This is a genomic window from Planktothrix mougeotii LEGE 06226, from assembly GCF_015207485.1.
Lineage (GTDB): Bacteria > Cyanobacteriota > Cyanobacteriia > Cyanobacteriales > Microcoleaceae > Planktothrix.
The window spans coordinates 1-15,834 of record NZ_JADEWU010000110.1; the positions used below are offsets into that span (position 1 = coordinate 1).

At 37.1% G+C, this 15,834-nt stretch carries 13 protein-coding genes; 7 read left to right on the forward strand and 6 right to left on the reverse strand.

Annotation, left to right across the window (positions count from 1 at the left end; translation table 11 throughout):
* Positions 1–125 precede the first annotated feature (125 nt).
* Complete coding sequence (locus IQ236_RS25665) at positions 126–506, forward strand: hypothetical protein (protein ID WP_193871901.1); 381 nt, start codon at positions 126–128, stop codon at positions 504–506.
* 303 nt (positions 507–809) lie between these two features.
* Here IQ236_RS25665 and IQ236_RS25670 read toward each other — a convergent pair whose 3' ends face one another.
* From IQ236_RS25670 to IQ236_RS25680, 3 genes are all read right to left on the reverse strand, one after another.
* Positions 810–2,543 carry an nSTAND1 domain-containing NTPase gene (locus tag IQ236_RS25670; RefSeq protein ID WP_193871902.1) on the reverse strand — a complete coding sequence of 578 codons (1,734 nt, stop codon included), beginning with the start codon at positions 2,541–2,543 and terminating at the stop codon, positions 810–812.
* A gap of 11 nt (positions 2,544–2,554) precedes the next feature.
* Complete coding sequence (locus IQ236_RS25675; RefSeq protein WP_193871903.1) at positions 2,555–3,781, reverse strand: DUF1822 family protein; 1,227 nt, start codon at positions 3,779–3,781, stop codon at positions 2,555–2,557.
* Between the two features lie 138 nt (positions 3,782–3,919).
* Positions 3,920–6,043: a tetratricopeptide repeat protein gene (locus IQ236_RS25680; RefSeq protein WP_193871904.1), complete on the reverse strand. Its 2,124-nt coding sequence runs from the start codon at positions 6,041–6,043 to the stop codon at positions 3,920–3,922.
* A 307-nt stretch (positions 6,044–6,350) separates the two neighbouring features.
* Here IQ236_RS25680 and IQ236_RS25685 point away from each other — a divergent pair, with 307 nt between their 5' ends.
* From IQ236_RS25685 to IQ236_RS25700, 4 genes are all read left to right on the forward strand, one after another.
* The gene (locus IQ236_RS25685; RefSeq protein WP_193871905.1) at positions 6,351–6,959 is read left to right on the forward strand and encodes a helix-turn-helix domain-containing protein; all 609 of its coding nucleotides are present in this window, start codon (positions 6,351–6,353) and stop codon (positions 6,957–6,959) included.
* Positions 6,960–6,963: 4 nt separating this feature from the next.
* Positions 6,964–9,711, forward strand: a complete 2,748-nt coding sequence (locus tag IQ236_RS25690) for a peptidase domain-containing ABC transporter (protein ID WP_193871906.1) — start codon at positions 6,964–6,966, stop codon at positions 9,709–9,711.
* 70 nt (positions 9,712–9,781) lie between these two features.
* On the forward strand, positions 9,782–11,443 hold the full coding sequence (locus IQ236_RS25695) for an HlyD family efflux transporter periplasmic adaptor subunit (protein ID WP_193871907.1): 1,662 nt from the start codon (positions 9,782–9,784) through the stop codon (positions 11,441–11,443).
* A 78-nt stretch (positions 11,444–11,521) separates the two neighbouring features.
* Positions 11,522–12,256 carry a peptidylprolyl isomerase gene (locus tag IQ236_RS25700; RefSeq protein WP_193871908.1) on the forward strand — a complete coding sequence of 245 codons (735 nt, stop codon included), beginning with the start codon at positions 11,522–11,524 and terminating at the stop codon, positions 12,254–12,256.
* Between the two features lie 116 nt (positions 12,257–12,372).
* Here IQ236_RS25700 and IQ236_RS25705 read toward each other — a convergent pair whose 3' ends face one another.
* The 3 genes from IQ236_RS25705 to IQ236_RS25715 all read right to left on the reverse strand — a co-directional run bounded on the left by IQ236_RS25705 (position 12,373) and on the right by IQ236_RS25715 (position 14,370).
* Positions 12,373–12,540 carry a hypothetical protein gene (locus IQ236_RS25705; RefSeq protein WP_193871909.1) on the reverse strand — a complete coding sequence of 56 codons (168 nt, stop codon included), beginning with the start codon at positions 12,538–12,540 and terminating at the stop codon, positions 12,373–12,375.
* Positions 12,541–13,126: 586 nt separating this feature from the next.
* Complete coding sequence (locus tag IQ236_RS25710) at positions 13,127–13,669, reverse strand: tyrosine-type recombinase/integrase (protein ID WP_228041867.1); 543 nt, start codon at positions 13,667–13,669, stop codon at positions 13,127–13,129.
* Between the two features lie 71 nt (positions 13,670–13,740).
* Positions 13,741–14,370, reverse strand: coding sequence for a Uma2 family endonuclease (locus IQ236_RS25715; RefSeq protein WP_193871910.1), 630 nt, complete (start codon positions 14,368–14,370; stop codon positions 13,741–13,743).
* 44 nt (positions 14,371–14,414) lie between these two features.
* Here IQ236_RS25715 and IQ236_RS25720 point away from each other — a divergent pair, with 44 nt between their 5' ends.
* Both IQ236_RS25720 and IQ236_RS25725 read left to right on the forward strand, forming a co-directional pair.
* Positions 14,415–14,825: a DUF4351 domain-containing protein gene (locus IQ236_RS25720; RefSeq protein WP_193871911.1), complete on the forward strand. Its 411-nt coding sequence runs from the start codon at positions 14,415–14,417 to the stop codon at positions 14,823–14,825.
* Between the two features lie 258 nt (positions 14,826–15,083).
* Complete coding sequence (locus IQ236_RS25725) at positions 15,084–15,638, forward strand: hypothetical protein (RefSeq protein WP_193871912.1); 555 nt, start codon at positions 15,084–15,086, stop codon at positions 15,636–15,638.
* Positions 15,639–15,834: the final 196 nt, after the last annotated feature.

The window sequence follows — 15,834 nt, forward strand, 5'->3', positions numbered from 1 at the left end:
ATTAATTATTATTAGTATAGCTAAAAAAGCCTATGAATACGTTACTTTTAGAGAACCTGGCACAGGAGTGCTAGAGATTTAAAAAGTAGCGATAGAGGGCATTTGCGAATTTTCGGAGATGTCTATTGAGCGAGTGTATTTACGATGATTATTTGCCAGAAGATTTGATGACTGATGAAGCTATTGCCTTTTTAGCAGAACGATTGACGACTCCATTGCAAATCGAACATTATTTGCAGAGGGCTTTTGAAGACGCTTATCAAGCAGCAACAAAACCTGTCACCCGTGACCTGGCTGAAGCTGTCCTGAACGTAGGACTTAACGATTTAGAACCCCGCTTAATGCGACATGGTTACAATGCTAAAGTTCTAGCTGAGTTATTAAATATACGAGTTAGTGAAGTCAATTCTTTTATACACGCTCAGTTACCTCCAGGTCGAACCCAAGATTTGAGAGACCAAATGTTAAAAATGGGGATTCCCTTATATGCGTCAGAGGGAAGTTAAATTAATCCGAGAAAGACTGCATATAGAGTGTTTCTGTTCTTTGTGTTCAGTTTATATTTAAATAAATCAACATATATGTCCAGTGCAAAACCTTGTTTAATCTGAACACTTGAGGAGCAACAAATGCTGTAACCCAATCCTGGTAAGGGTTAGGGCTTATTTGCAAATAATGTGGTTTCATTTGCAGTGAATGTGGTTTGTTTGCAAATAATGTGGTTTCATTTGCAGTGAATGTGGTTTTGAGCCCCCTCTTATTTGCAAATAATGTGGTTTGAAAATTGGCTTGTTTGCAGTTTGAAGCGTTTATGTTTGCAGTTCGCTACACATAGGGCCAAGGATATGAGTCCCTAGATACTGCAAAGCATCGGTAAACTTTCGATGAGAATAAGCTTGCTCTAAAAAATCTGCTCTAATCGTAATAACAATCCTTAAATTAATTTTTAGATTAACGATTTTCAATAATCTATCAATAAATACATTTTGTTCTTTTCGGTTTTGGCAAAGGCTATATAATTCTTCAAACTGATCAATAATTAATAAGAGCGTTTGATCTGGATATTTTTTAAATATCTCATCAAAAATATCTCTTAGTCCATCAGGAAACTTCCATAAATGTTGTGCTAATGCCCGAATTTTAGGAATTCGCTCGCTTTGACTAAGTTGAGGTTCCAATATCTGAATTAGCGTACCTGCCAAAGCCATTAAAGGACGATCTCCAGGGCGAAATGAAATATCATACCATTTTTCTAATCGGTGCAGTTGAGGAATTAAACCTGCAAAAACAACGGATGATTTACCACTCCCTGAAGAACCTGTGATTACAACTAAAGGCTGCCTTTCAACAGCTTCTACTAACTGTTTTGTAAAATTCTCCCGTCCAAAAAAGAACGGCGCATCTTTAATTTGAAACGTCAATAAGCCTTGATAGGGAGAAAAATCAGGTTCAACAATTCGACCTAAATCTTGCCAAGTTGGAACAGGTACAGATGGGTTTAAGAAAATGGTAGGTAATCCAGCAGCATAGGGATACTTTAACTCTAACTTTTCTAATCGTTGCCGAGCTTCTAGCACAGCCATTAAAACAGATTCTTCCTGTGCATAAGCATTGACAAAATGGTTTAAAAATACCTGGGCTACTTCATCGGGTACAGGTTCTCGCATAACAATCACAACAGGAAGTTGTAATTCAGTTAAATCTCGTGCTAAACCTAAACCATCACAGGAATTAAAAATAGCTAACTTTAATCCCCTCATGATAGCTTTACTAACTGCATATTTAATTTGATTTACCGTTAAAGTTTCTTCTTCATTTAGATAAATAACTCCTTGTTTATTAGTTTTACTATGCCCTGCAAAAAATAAAATATCCCACCCTATTTTCCAAAGTTCATCATTCAAATCTTCGGATTTAGGCTGGGTTAGGAATTCAGGAGTAGAATCATGAATTTGTTTTAAGGATTGAACATCTTTTGTTAAATCTAACCCTTGACTTTGCCCTAAAATTGCTAAGATTTTAACTTTCGTTCGAGGAAATTTATTCCTTTTCTGCTTTTTAGGAAAATAAGAAGAAGGGCTAAACGCATGAATTGCATGAGGGTAGTCTTCAAAAAATTCCCAAAAATTCCAGGGAAGTCGCTGAATTTGCTCCTGATTAGTTTCTATAATAAATCCAATTTTATCATCAGGACTTAATTGGGTTCTTAAAGTTTTTTCAATTGGTTTAAATAAATTAGAATTGAGCCAAGTATTGATCTCATTTTTTAATTTTAATCCGATTTGCGGTAAATCTTGAACTGCTACGTTTGTCAAATCTCCTTCATCAATTTCAATACGAAAAGACCATCCTAATCTTTCATAATATCCACTATAGAATTGCTGCCATCTCCGATAAAATTCTAAAACTTGGGGTGCATCAGGTAAACCTCCAGAGATTTTTACCGTATCCCCTTCAGGCTTCCTAATTTCTAAAGTAACATGAGGAAAACCTGTATTTAAACTTCCTTGACCGAAAGTTAAAATAACCCAATTGATTGTCATAGTTATTTAATTTAGTATTCAACTGTAAATTCTTCTGTAAAACTCATATCCTCAAAGCTTAATTTAACTTTAAAACGCTCTCCAGAGGAACATTTAAAGCGTTTTAACTGGATATAGCTATCCTGCTCTCTGGATTGAACTTGCTGAAGAACTTCATCAGTTTCAGAAAGCATTAGTAAATGCAGATCAGAAGGTAAAAAATCTTCACCTTTAATAGGGTGAACTTGAATGCGAACTTCAATCTTTTGTTCTGGTTTTGGAATTAGATTGACTAACATTGTAACCGATTGAGTTCCTACTTGCAAGCCAAAATCATAATTTTTAGCTTGTTTAATTCCTTCTTCCCCGGGTTCAGAAGCGGTTCTAAGAACAGGAGCTAAATTTAAGCTAGAACCATTGAGATGTTCTAAAGTTTCCCAACCTTTAGTAAAAACTCCTTTTAACCAATCGTATAAATTAATAGAAGATTGAACTAAATTTACAGGTTGACTAGCTTCTAAACAATCTAATAAATGCTCAATAGATTGAAATTCACTAAGGCTAATATTTTCTGCTGTAGGAGTTTGAATAAATCCTACTAATGTTCCAGTTTGGAGTGATTCATCAAACTGTTCAGCAATATCAGCCCATTTTTCTCGATTTAAGTGTTTAAGAGCAATCACTTTAAAGTTAGCTTCAGGACAACCAGATATATGCTCTTTTTCAAAAATATTTTCAGGATCTTCCTGCAAATATTGAATGACTTGTTCCAGAATAGATTGATTATCCATTAAAGGGTTAGATTGGTAGGCTTGAAGATCAGGAATATCATTAACAGTGGAAATATTAAATTTATTTCCGATTTTTCCTAAAGGAGTTGCCGAATCTTCAAAATTTGAATCTGATGTCAAAGGTAAAGAAATACATGGTTTTTTCTGATTCATAAGTTGTTGATATACTTCTTGAAAAAAACGCCTGTCTAATTTTACATTTAACCAAGTTCTTACTGTTCCTAATTCTGAATGATATCCTTCTATATTTTTGTCTGGGTAATAAATAAAAATTAATGATCTTTGAAAGGCTAAAGTAAAAATTTCTGACCGCAGATGAGATGGATATTTACTAGAGTTAGGACGGATAAACTGGTTAGACTGTTTATGAATAACTTCAATCAGTTTTTTGAGAGCTAACCGTCGTTCTTGACTACCTCTGGGATATCCTTGAGCTTGAATCGCTAGTTGTTCTAAATTAGGGTTCATTGTTGACTGGGTAAAAGTAAGAGTTGACAGAACTAGCAAGCCTCTAATGACTACTCAGTATGAAAAAGTCAATTTTACGCAAGCTGGTGTTTTTTTACAAAAGTTAATAGATTTGGGAAAGAGGGATAAAGGCACGCTCTATGAAGATGCGGAGGTTGAGCAGGACTGTTCACAACGCAAGCGATAACGAGCTTGAGCCTGCCAAAGCTCCAGTTCTGAAGAACGCCAAGCCACTCCCTCTGGTCGTTGGTCATCAGCATCAAACTGTAAACAATTTTTCCAGAGTGCCAAACTAATTTCTTCTTGACCCAAAGCTTCTTGCACCTGAGCCAAAAGACAATAGGCAGCGGCTCGTTGAGGGTCAAGTTCGATTGCTTTTTGCAAGTGTATTTCAGCTTGAAAATAAGAGTTTTGAACATAGTAAGCCCAACCTAAGTTTTTATGAACTGAAGAAGCAACAGCCCTATCTTGAACTTCTTCTAAAATCGGTTGAATCAGATCAATAGCTGTATCAATGTTTCCTTGTAAAATTTCTAAACGTGCTAAATTACTAATGGCAGCATGACTCCCCCTTTGACTAAATTGAGCCGCTATTTGATAATGATCTCGAGCTTTAGGAATATCCTGAAGCCTTTCATAAGTTGAACCCAAGTTAAAATGGGCAGCGACAAAATCAGGTTGAAACTTTGTTGCCCAAATTAAATAATATTTAGCGGTGGTAAAGTCTCCTTTTAAATACTGTTTATAGCCATATTGATTCAAGTAATTTGCAATTTCTAAAGAAGCAGTTTTTATTGACTCAGAGGCTTCATCCACCTTTGTTGATTCATGAATCATATTAAGGCTTTTCAAGAATTCTAATTTTTCAGAATATTGGAAGTCTAAACTCCAATTCATTTGATCAATTTGCCCTAAAAATGAATACTCAAGAGATTCTTGGATGATAGGATTAAGAGCTAATCGCTCTTTTCCTGATTCTTGATTGATTTCCAGTAGAGAACGCCTAGATAATGAGTTGATAATTGAAATAAAATCTAAGCTTTTATCTCCAAAAAATTTATTCGATGCTCTCGATAGTAGCATGGGTTTCTGAAAAAGGAATAATCCATAGATCAAGCACATCTCAGGTTGAGTTAATCGGCTTTTTATGGTGGTTATAGTTTTTTTCAAAAAATCTTCAATTGTAGAATAAATAATATTTTGAAGACTTGAGGTTAATAATTTTCCTGAAATCAAGTTTCTGATTTGAGAAGAAATTAGCTGTAAAACAGTTGGATTCCCACCACATAAATTAAAAACTACTGAAATAATTTCAAGATTGTCAGAAGATAATTGTTGCTGATCTAATAAAATTTGTTGTCCTGTATCCAAAGATAGTTCTAATAATTTCAAAGATTGAACTGAAGAATTTTCTTCTGCCATTGTGGCAATTTCGATAGGTTCTTCTTGACTAATCAGGAATAAGCAACTTTGATGATCTGTCTCTGCAACTCGTTTTAAAAAATCACCATAATTTTCAGATTCACTTTCATAATATCCAGCTAACTGACCCTTTTGCAAGATTTCTTGTACATCATCTAAAATAATTAAACAGCGTGTTGTTCTCAAATCTTGAATTAAATTTGTTATTTGTTGGTTTAAATTCCCGTTGTCATTGTTAATGTTAGACTGTTTTGAGATACAAGCCCGCAAATCAGCTAATAGTTCGTTGAGAGGCGGAGCAGAATTAAGCGAGCGCACAATGACAACTTTAAATTCCTCCCGAACTTGCTGAAAAAATTGCATTGATAACGCTGTTTTCCCCATCCCCAGCCAACTATAAACGGTCACCAGTCTGCATCGCTGCTCTAAAATCCATCGTCTCAAAGTCGCAAGTTCTTCTGTACGGCCATAAAACGAAGTGGGTGCTTCGTTTAAACTCAGATGTGGAATAGATTGAGTTTCAGTATTAACCCGTTGGTGAGTCTTTGGGATCGAAATAGAGACATCAGATGGGATGAAAACAGACTCTCTCAACAGTTCGGGTTTGTATTGGGCAAAAAGAGCAAAAATATCCGAGCGTTTTGAGCGCCGATCTGTCCCATTGGCATTTAAGCCGAAGTCTTGAGCCACTCTTTCAATATGCTTTCTAACTGTCGTTTCCCCAATATTAAGAGCTTTGGCAATTTCTTCATCGCTACAGCCTGTTAAGACTTGCAGCAAAACCTGCTTTCGACGATTAGGGAGTTGGTTGAAGGTTTGTTCAAACCTAAGCTGATTCATGATTCTGATTTAGCCTCCGATTTTAATAATGTCGCAAAAGTGACTTATAGCCAGCTAGTCGGGGTGGGTTAGTGTAAAAACCGTCCTGCTTTAACCCTAATTTTAAGCTGAATCCCCCTATTAATAATTTTATTGTCACAGCTTGACAGACAAAAATTTATCTGTCACTCTAAATTTAGTCACAAATGCGACTCTTGTTCGACAATGCTCTAAGTGGCGAAAAGACGAATCCGCCTTTCCCAGAGTCCTAAAACTCTAGTTTAAAGGGAATCTGAGCTTTTTTAGGGTTAAACCTTATGGAGCCATTATGTCACAAATCGATCAGAATGTCACAAAAAGGGGGAAATACTTAACCCCTTTTCAGCGCAAACAGTTACAAAAAAGTCTGCAAGACACAAATCTCAATGAGCTATACCGCCAACGTTTACAAATCATGCTGATGGCTGATGAGGGAAAAACCCAAAGCCAGATTTGCAGAGCGTTAAACTGCTCGGCAGCGACTGTACGCCATTGGACTTTATTTGCCCGAAGTGGAGAGGCCCATCATTGGCAGGAAACTCCCTTGGGACGGCCAAAAGCTGTGACAGAGGAGTATTGTTTGCGACTGCAAGAACTGGTGAGCAAAAGTCCCAGAGACGTGAATGTTCCTAACAAACCCTATCAATACCATCATGCCCGTTGGACAGCTAAACGACTGAGCCAACATTTAACTCAAGAATTTGGAATTGAATTGAGCGAGCGCCATATTAATCGACTGCTCAAAAATATGGGACTTTCTACCCGCACTCAAACCACAAAACCTGAAGAATCTGAACCTCAAATTTCCAAAACTGGCATCGTTATCAAAACCTTAGAAGTAGATGCTATCCCAGAGTCACCGCAATTTTGGCAATTTAACCCGATTAAAATTAGTTAACATTATGGTTCAAAATTCTGTTCGCATTTCCCATCAGCAGTTAACTGATGTCCTGGGATATCTAATCTCAGAACAAGAATTTTCTCCTTACCTGAAACAAATTGAATATCAACAACTATCCAAAGCCCTTTTATTTTGGGAATTTCAAACAGCATCGCCAGGAATTTATATCATCTTAGAGGGTAAAGTTCGCTTAATTGATCACCAAAAAGATCAAATTAAAGCTTTAAATGTGGGTGAGTGTTTTGGAGAATGTAGCTTATTTCCTGAAGCCTCTTTTCAATCCTACAGCGCTCGCTGCTCTTCTCACACCCAACTGGCTTATCTTCCAGGTTCGCTGTTATTGGCTCTATTTCATCAATATCCTCAAATTCGTAACTTTTTGTATCAAAAGGCAATTTCTTTCGATATATTGATTGGCTCTAACTGCTCTGAAGTTAACTCAAAAACACCAGAAACAATAGAAATAAATGCCCCCAATATTGATGCGGAAACCCAAAGTCATACAGTAAAAAAACGCTCCTCTGAACAAACTCGAATTCATCAAGCTGATTTTCCCAGTCCAACTCAACAAGTCAAACATTGGTTTCAGCACGTTATCCGCCGTTATCCATTTTACGCTCAACAAAGTGCTTCAGACTGTGGCGCAACTTGCTTAGTAATGATTGGAAAATATTGGGGGAAAAACTTTAGCTTAAACCGTTTGCGCGATATCTGCAATGTTGATCGTAATGGTGCCTCCCTCCGAGGACTAAGAACCGCCGCCGAAACTATTGGTTTTTCTACCCGTGCAGTTCGAGCTAGTCTTGATCAATTAACAAAGCAATCGCTTCCAGCAATTGTTCATTGGGAAGGACGTCATTACATTGTTGTTTATGAAATTACCCGTAAACAAGTCATTGTCTGTGACCCTGCTATTGGTCAACTTACCCTGAGCTACCCAGAATTTAAAGCCGGATGGACGGGTTATACTTTATTGTTAACACCAACGGCTCTGCTTCAAGAAACCGAAACAGAAAATACTCCTTTCTGGCAATTTTTTGAGTTAATTAAACCTCATAGGCTAGTCATATTTGAGGTTTTTGTTGCTTCTTTGTTTATCCAAATTTTGGGGCTAATTACTCCAGTCTTTACCCAATTAATCTTAGATCGAGTAATTGTTCAACGTAGCACCTTAAGTTTAACTGCTATCGGGTTAGGAATGCTATTTTTTGGGCTCTTTCGGGTGGCTCTAACGGGACTGAGACAGTATTTATTGGATCATACAGCCCAGCGAGTTAACTTGGCTCTAATTGTTGGGTTTATCCAACATACATTCCGCTTACCACTCTCATTCTTTGAGTCTCGCTATGTGGGAGATATTCTATCGAGAGTGCAAGAAAATGATAAAATTCAGCGTTTTTTAACGGGAGAATCTTTATCAATTCTACTAGATTTACTCACGGTTTTTGTTTATGTAGCACTCATGTTCCGGTATAGCTGGAAAATGGCTCTTTTAACCTTACTAATTGTTCCTCCTTTCGTTTTATTAGCCTTGATAGCAACTCCATTTTTACGGCGAATTTCACGAGAGGTTTTTAATAGTTATAATATAGAAACCAGCTACTTAATCGAAGCTATCACAGGAATTCGGACAATTAAATCCATTGCCATTGAACAAACGGTTCGTTGGCGATGGGAAGATAAGTTATATCAGTCCGTTAAAAAAATGTTTTCTGGGCAGATTATTGGCAACAGACTTCAGATTTTTAGTTCAACGATTGAGTCTTTACTGACCACAGGTTTACTTTGGTTTGGAGCAAACTTAGTAATTAAAGGCGAACTGCAAATTGGTCAATTAGTTGCCTTTAATATGTTATTAGGTTCTGTGATTAATCCTTTTCAACGTTTAACTGTACTTTGGAATCAATTTCAGGAAGTGACAATTGCTGCTGAACGTTTAAATGATGTATTAGATACTGCTCCTGAAGAAGATTTTTATCATAAAACTCGCCAAAATTTACCCCCCTTAGAAGGATATATCCGCTTTGAAAATGTCACGTTTCGGTATCATCCTGAAAGCGAAATGAATGTTTTAGAAAATCTCAGCTTTGAAATAAAACCAGGTCAAACTGTTGCGTTAGTCGGGGGCAGTGGGTCAGGAAAAACAACAATTTCTAAGCTAGTGTTGGGATTATATCTTCCTACAGATGGAGCAGTGTTTATTGATGGGCAAGATATCACCAAAATCTCCCTTTCTTCCCTGCGATCGCAAGTTGGAGTCGTTGATCAAGATACATTTTTGTTTGGGGATACAATTCGAGAAAATATTAGCATAGGTCATCCCTCAGCCGACTTAGACAACATTATTGAAGCCGCTAAACAAGCGGGAGCCCATGAGTTTATTCAAAAACTGCCAATGGGATATGAAACTCAAATTGGGGAAGGGGGAGGAATGCTATCAGGAGGACAAAAACAACGGTTAGCGATCGCCCGTGCGTTATTAGGAAATCCTCGGTTATTAGTCTTAGATGAAGCCACCAGTCATCTTGACTCAGAATCAGAACGTATTATTCAGAATAATTTTCAAACTATTCTCAAGAATAAAACTACTCTGATTATTGCTCATCGACTTTCCACGATTCGGCGAGCCGATTTAATTTTGGTATTAGAGCGAGGTATTGTTATTGAACAAGGAACGCATTATGAATTAATGTCTAAACGAGGTCGTTACTATTATCTCAATCTACAACAATTAGAATCCACTGAATAGATTTGAATTTCTAAGTTTACTCATAATTCAGTTTTAAGTTTCAATTTTGTTAGAATAATAGAGGATAATTATGCCCAATTTATTATCTCAATCATCAGCTATTTTAGAGGGCGATCAATTATTAGATTCTGTCAGAGAAGAGGATAAAACTAAATCTGACTGGTCTCATTCCACTCAAGAAATTATTGATAGCTTACCTCAAGTTTGGACAAGAGGATTACTCTACTTTTTCTTATTTTTCGCAAGCATTATTTTACCTTGGTCAATGCTTTCTAAACTCGATGAAACGGGAACGGCAAGAGGACGTTTAGAACCTCAACAGGGAACATTCAAACTAGAATCTCAAGTGGCTGGAAAAATTACAGCTATTTCTGTAAAAGAAGGAGATGCTGTCAAAGCTGGACAAATATTAGTGGAACTTGAAACAGATTTAGTTCGCTCAGAAATGCAAGAACTTCGGAGCCGATTAGAAGGTTCAAAAAATCGCTTAACACAACTTGAATTAGTAAAAAATCAATTAGAATTAGAATTAACAACTCAAATCCGAAGCAATCAAGATAAAGAATCTGAGAAATTAAATCAAGTTAGTCAAGCAGAACAGCATTTTAATAGTCTGAAACAAGCTTTTAGTTTACAAGAGTCCGAAAAGCAGGCTCAAGTCAATCAAGCTCAACAAAATTTGGATAGTTTTAAAAGAAATTTTGCTGTGCAGGAGCAGGAAAAAATCGCTCAAATTAACCAAGTTATTCCTGTTATTAAATCAAAAAAAGCTGCTTATCAGGAAGCACAAATTAAACTTGAACAAGCTCAAATTAAAGTTAAAGAACATAAAGAAGCTTGTGAACTAGGTTCAATTTCGCGGAATCAATGTGATGATGAGAATAAAGCTGTTAAAGTTTATAAACAACGTCTACAGCAAGCTGAATTTGAAATCACTCAAACTGAATCTCAATTAAAAGAAAATCAAGAAAACTATCAGCGAATTATAAATCAAAATCAAGCTGAAATTAATCAAGCCGAATTGAGACTAAAAGAGCAACAAAGCAACGCTCAAAAAACTATCCAACAAATTCAATCTGATATTCAACAATCTAAACTTCGTTTCCAAGAGCAACAGAAAAATCATCGCAGTTTATTGGGTTCAGGAGATTTAGCCTTAATCGCTATCAAAAAACAGATTGAGGAATTAGAGTCTCAATTAATTACAATTCGGTCAGAAATTAATCAAACCCAAAAACAGATACAATCTCAAGAGATTCAATTAAATCAAAGAGTAATTAAGGCTACAAAAACAGGCAAAATATTCAACTTGACGAGCAAGAGTATTGGTTCTTTTTTTCAACCTGGAGAACTGATTACAGAAGTTGTTCAGAATCAATCCCGTCTGATTTTTAAAGCTCAAATTCTGACTTCCGAATCTGGCTTTTTAAAAATAGGGCAAAAAGTAAAAATCAAATTCGATTCTTATCCAGTTCAAGATTATGGTGTCATTGAAGGAACATTAATTAAAAAATCTCCCAACTCTAAAGTGACAGAAACAACACAAGGTCAAATTTATACATTTGATCTAGAAATTAGTTTGGATAAAAATTGTATTAATGTCGAACAAGGATGCGAACCTTTAAAACTTGGTGAGACTGGACAAGCTGAAATAATTATCCGTCAGCGTCGCTTGATTGATTATATCATCGATCCCTTTAAGAAGTTACAAAAAGAAGGGCTTCAATTTTAGATTAGTAGTTTTTCCTAAATTAGCAGTTTTTTTACTTATTATCGTTCACTTTTTACTTGATTTACTCGGAGCTTACCTATGTCACAATCCATCCAAATCACACCAGAAGATATTCTTCATCAAGCTAAAATTTCTTATCAACTGCCTATCTTAATTGAAGGAATCTTGGCAAGAAAAATTATTATTTCAACTGCCACAGAAGCAGGAATTACAGTGGAACCTGAAGAATTACAAAAAGCGGCGGATAACTTCCGTCTCTTGAATAAACTTATTACTGTTGAAGACACCTTAAACTGGTTAGAAAAATACAATTTATTAGTTGATGACTTTCAAGAAGGAATTTACATCAATTTGCTTTCAGGTAAGTTAGCAGAACATTTGTTTGGCAACCAAGTTGAACCCTGGTTCTATGAACATCAGCTAGATTATAGAGGGGCAGCAATTTATGAAGTAATTTTAGATGATGAAGATTTAGCAATGGAACTTTTCTATGAACTCCAAGACGGTGAAACCACTTTTTTTGAAATCGCTCAAGAGTATATTGAAGATAAAGAGTTAAGGAGAATAGGGGGATATCGAGGAATATTGCAGCGTCAACAAATGAAGCCAGAAATTTCAGCTAAGGTTTTTGTAGCTACTCCTCCACAGGTTCTTAAACCGATTATCACGTCTAAGGGTGTTCATTTAATTCGAGTTGAAGAATTAAATGAACCAGAGTTAACAAATAAGTTACGGTTTCAAATTTTTTCAGATTTGTTGACAGAATGGTTAAAAAAACAGGTAGACGTAGCGAAGGTTGATATCACAGATTAGTATAATAATTTTTTTATGCTAAAAAGCCCTCTGTTTAAGAGGGCTAGTTTTTTAGGCTTAAAAACTGAACGCGAAAATCATAGCTTCAGCCTAAGTTTCCGAAGTATTGGTGGATATTAACCCCAAGCAAAACCGTATCTTTTATTTGCCCATACAAAGTAAACATAGCCTAAACCTAGAAGATCAGTCATTTCCTCATTACTCAATTCATTGAGAAAGCTCTCAGAATCATTGGACAATTCAGAAGCAACAGAGCTAAGATTAGCAATTTGGATAGTAGCCATTAACTTTATCTCCAACTAATTAAACATTTTTAGAATCTTTGAATTTTGTTCTTTGATTCTGTTAACAATATAAGAGGTATTTAAAAAAAAATCAATACTAATTGCTTTGTTTAAAAGACATAAAATTATCAAATATTAGCTTGAATTGAATAAGATCAAGCTATAGCAAGTCTAAATAGGTTGTAATATTGGCTCCTTGCTGTGCTTGGGTTTCAGGCTGATTTTTCATCATGACTCATTTAGGATTGCTATACTTATATCTTATTTATTGGCTTTAACCCATAATATTCAATCAAAATAGATACATAAATATATCTATTTTGTCTTGATTATTCAATAATGATTTTAGAGCAGATCAATGAACTCCAACAAAAAATAGAAAGACTGAATCAGACGTTCTTAAACCTGATTGATGAACCTTTTGAACAACATCAACTTTGGCGACAAACTTATGATGAATTTCAATACCGAGATTGGGCAAGGCTTTGGGGAGCGAGTTTCCACTCAAATCACTCAATGGATTACTGTTGCGAGCCATCAAGCGGGTAAACTACTGCGTTCGTAAGTATTCAGTGGCTTTATCCTATCAAACCAAATCCGCCAACAAATCCGTGACTTCCCCCTGCTGATTTTTGCGATTATCGTCATAAATCATCAACGTATTCAAATCCGAATGGCGGCTCAATTTCTGCACCTTCCGCACATCCCCATTCGTTGCTTCTAATGCTGCTGTTATCCCCGAATGACGAATCCGGTGAGGCGATAACGGTTTATTAATCCCTGCGTCTCTTGCAATTTGACTAACAATCTTATAAACCCCTGTCCCCGTCAGCCGATGTCCATAACTCGCTCTATCCAAGGCAATAAATAAAGGTTTAGAGCGTTTTAATTCTCGTCTCGCCACCAACCAATCTTGAAGCGCTTCCACCGTCGATTTTGATAACGTTACCGTTTCCTTTTGCGTTCCCTTACCTTTCCCCAAAATCTTCAGTGTCTTCCCCTCCAAATCCAAATCCTCAAGATTAGCTTGGCACACCTCTTCCCGCCGCAAGACATTATCCCACAACAACCGTAACAAAGCATAATCTCGCTTCCCCTTAATTGTCCGACGATTGGGAATTTGCAACATTCTCTTAAACGCCACCGGGGGAATTCCTGTGGTATCCCGATAAGTTTTAACCTTCTCTCCCTTTAATTCGGCTAGCGTCCAACTGGATTGACAATGACGTACTCTGGCACTCCACCTGCGGCGTAATAGTCTCGTTTAATGATGCGGTCTGCGTATTCATGTCCGGGTCGCAGCACTTCGAGTACCATTTCGGCTGGCCCTTCGAGGTAGTATTCTCTGAGTGTGTTGCGCGGTAGCCCTAGAAATAATAGGATGTCTGGGGTGAAGCCATTGTTGCCCAAACGCATAACAAAATCACGACTGAGCGATTGTCCTCCAAGTGTTTTGGCGATTTCCCAGAAGGCGTGGCTGATATAACTGCGGATAGGATTGTGATGGTTTTCTTCTCCTCTGGAACCGGGTAGCAGGTCTTCGGGTTGGTAGGGATAACTGGCAGCCCAGGTTTGTAAGGGGGTGGCGATGGTTTCTATACTGTCTAATTCGGGTGGAATTGGCGCATTATAGGTAAGACGAAGAGCTTCTAACCATTGTTCTATCGGAGCTAGGGCGATGGCGGCACGGGCTCCCCATCCGGTAAGAATTTGTTTGAGTAATAGACGGCTACCAACTAGAGTATTACCAACAATGAGCTTGGATTCAATTAATTCTAGTTTGGCTTCTGGGCCTGCGTCGATAAATTCATTGAACAGGTTTGATGTCATTGCTACATCTCCTTGAATATAAACCTTTGAAATTGTGAAGTTGTATGAGTGACTTGAAACGCTATTGGATTGTTGTCCACTATGAAACCGAGTTGACGGCAGAAACGGAGTGGGATGCTTGCCATAATATTCGTCTGGGAAATACAATTGTTGAAGAGGCGAGTATTGCTGCCCAAGAGATTTCGTTCAATGGCGATATCAAAGGATTGATTACTCAAACAAGGCTTACCGTTCGTAAAGAAGCTGCTTTAGCTATTATTCTTAATCAACTCTACCATAAATTACAAGATTTTTCTTTGTTCGCAAATGGGCTACCGCCAGAGATACAAACCCAGGTGGAAGCACTATCAGTTGAACAACTTGAAGGCTTAAGTATAGCTGTCCTCAATTTTAACTCGTTGGAAGATCTAAGTGCTTATTTGCAGACTCAAAACGACCAATCAGGAATGAGATAATTAAATTTATATTTAACGCCATTTCCCCTGCAAAGTAAACGCAGCCCCCATCGGTTAGTTAGGCGAGTTAAGACTTTAAAAAATGTGGTCTTCGCAAAACCCTAGCTCTACTCCGTACTCCGCACTCTCAATGCACTCCGCACTTTGGATTAGCAGCTTCGCTATTTTATTTCTCTGCCAATTTCAAGTGAAATTATTTAAGTTATACTAAGTTTATTCGTAATTCATGAATCAAGAATATTGCTGACTCGCTCCCCAATGAAATCGGCTCAAAAACCTCAAGATATCGTCATTTTACTCAAAGTTCACTGTTTAGATTCGATGTGGACTTATGATGATTTGGCAAAAAGTTTAAAGACCAGTCCTTCTGTCGTGTATGAAGCTTTACAGCGTTGTGAACAGTGCCATTTATATAACAGCAAAAGAAGGAAAGTGTTAAAAGGGGCTGTGGAGGAATATCTTATACATGGTTTAAAATACGTTTTTCCGGCTTATCCTGGGGCTGTGGTACGGGGTGTACCCACGGCTCATTCTGCGGAACCCTTGAAGGGGTTGTTGATGGTCGATGAGCAAAATCTCTATGTATGGCCCTTTGCCAAGGGGAAGGTCAAGGGTCAGGAAATTACGCCTTTATATCGCTCTGTACCAGAGGTTGTGGGGGATGATCCTTTATTTTATGAGTTATTGTGTTTGGTGGATAGTTTGCGGGTGGGTAAGGTGCAAGAGCAAGAATTGGCTGCACAGGAGTTAAAAAAAAGGCTATATGAATACCTAACCCAGAATGCTGATTGTCAGAGCATTTTACCAAAGTAATTGCACAGGATAACTTGCAAACACGCTATCTCTAGTCACTATAGAAATGTTCTCTCCCAAACTTTGAGCAATTAAGCTGCTACGCAGCTTGATTTAATAAACGGCATTGCCTTTGTTTTTAATTTTACGATTCCAATTAATGATTAGTTCTCCTTCATTTAATAATTTATGTAATAACTCTTCTAACTGCTCAACG

Excerpts from the sequence above, each read along its gene's own strand:
- IQ236_RS25725 (WP_193871912.1), top strand. The coding sequence starts at position 15,084 with ATGAAATCGGCTCAAAAACCTCAAGATATCGTCATTTTACTCAAAGTT.
- IQ236_RS25675 (WP_193871903.1), bottom strand. The coding sequence starts at position 3,781 with ATGAACCCTAATTTAGAACAACTAGCGATTCAAGCTCAAGGATATCCC.
- IQ236_RS25700 (WP_193871908.1), top strand. The coding sequence starts at position 11,522 with ATGTCACAATCCATCCAAATCACACCAGAAGATATTCTTCATCAAGCT.
- IQ236_RS25695 (WP_193871907.1), top strand. The coding sequence starts at position 9,782 with ATGCCCAATTTATTATCTCAATCATCAGCTATTTTAGAGGGCGATCAA.
- IQ236_RS25685 (WP_193871905.1), top strand. The coding sequence starts at position 6,351 with ATGTCACAAATCGATCAGAATGTCACAAAAAGGGGGAAATACTTAACC.
- IQ236_RS25715 (WP_193871910.1), bottom strand. The coding sequence starts at position 14,370 with ATGACATCAAACCTGTTCAATGAATTTATCGACGCAGGCCCAGAAGCC.
- IQ236_RS25710 (WP_228041867.1), bottom strand. The coding sequence starts at position 13,669 with ATGTTGCAAATTCCCAATCGTCGGACAATTAAGGGGAAGCGAGATTAT.
- IQ236_RS25680 (WP_193871904.1), bottom strand. The coding sequence starts at position 6,043 with ATGAATCAGCTTAGGTTTGAACAAACCTTCAACCAACTCCCTAATCGT.
- IQ236_RS25690 (WP_193871906.1), top strand. The coding sequence starts at position 6,964 with ATGGTTCAAAATTCTGTTCGCATTTCCCATCAGCAGTTAACTGATGTC.
- IQ236_RS25670 (WP_193871902.1), bottom strand. The coding sequence starts at position 2,543 with ATGACAATCAATTGGGTTATTTTAACTTTCGGTCAAGGAAGTTTAAAT.
- IQ236_RS25705 (WP_193871909.1), bottom strand. The coding sequence starts at position 12,540 with ATGGCTACTATCCAAATTGCTAATCTTAGCTCTGTTGCTTCTGAATTG.
- IQ236_RS25720 (WP_193871911.1), top strand. The coding sequence starts at position 14,415 with ATGAGTGACTTGAAACGCTATTGGATTGTTGTCCACTATGAAACCGAG.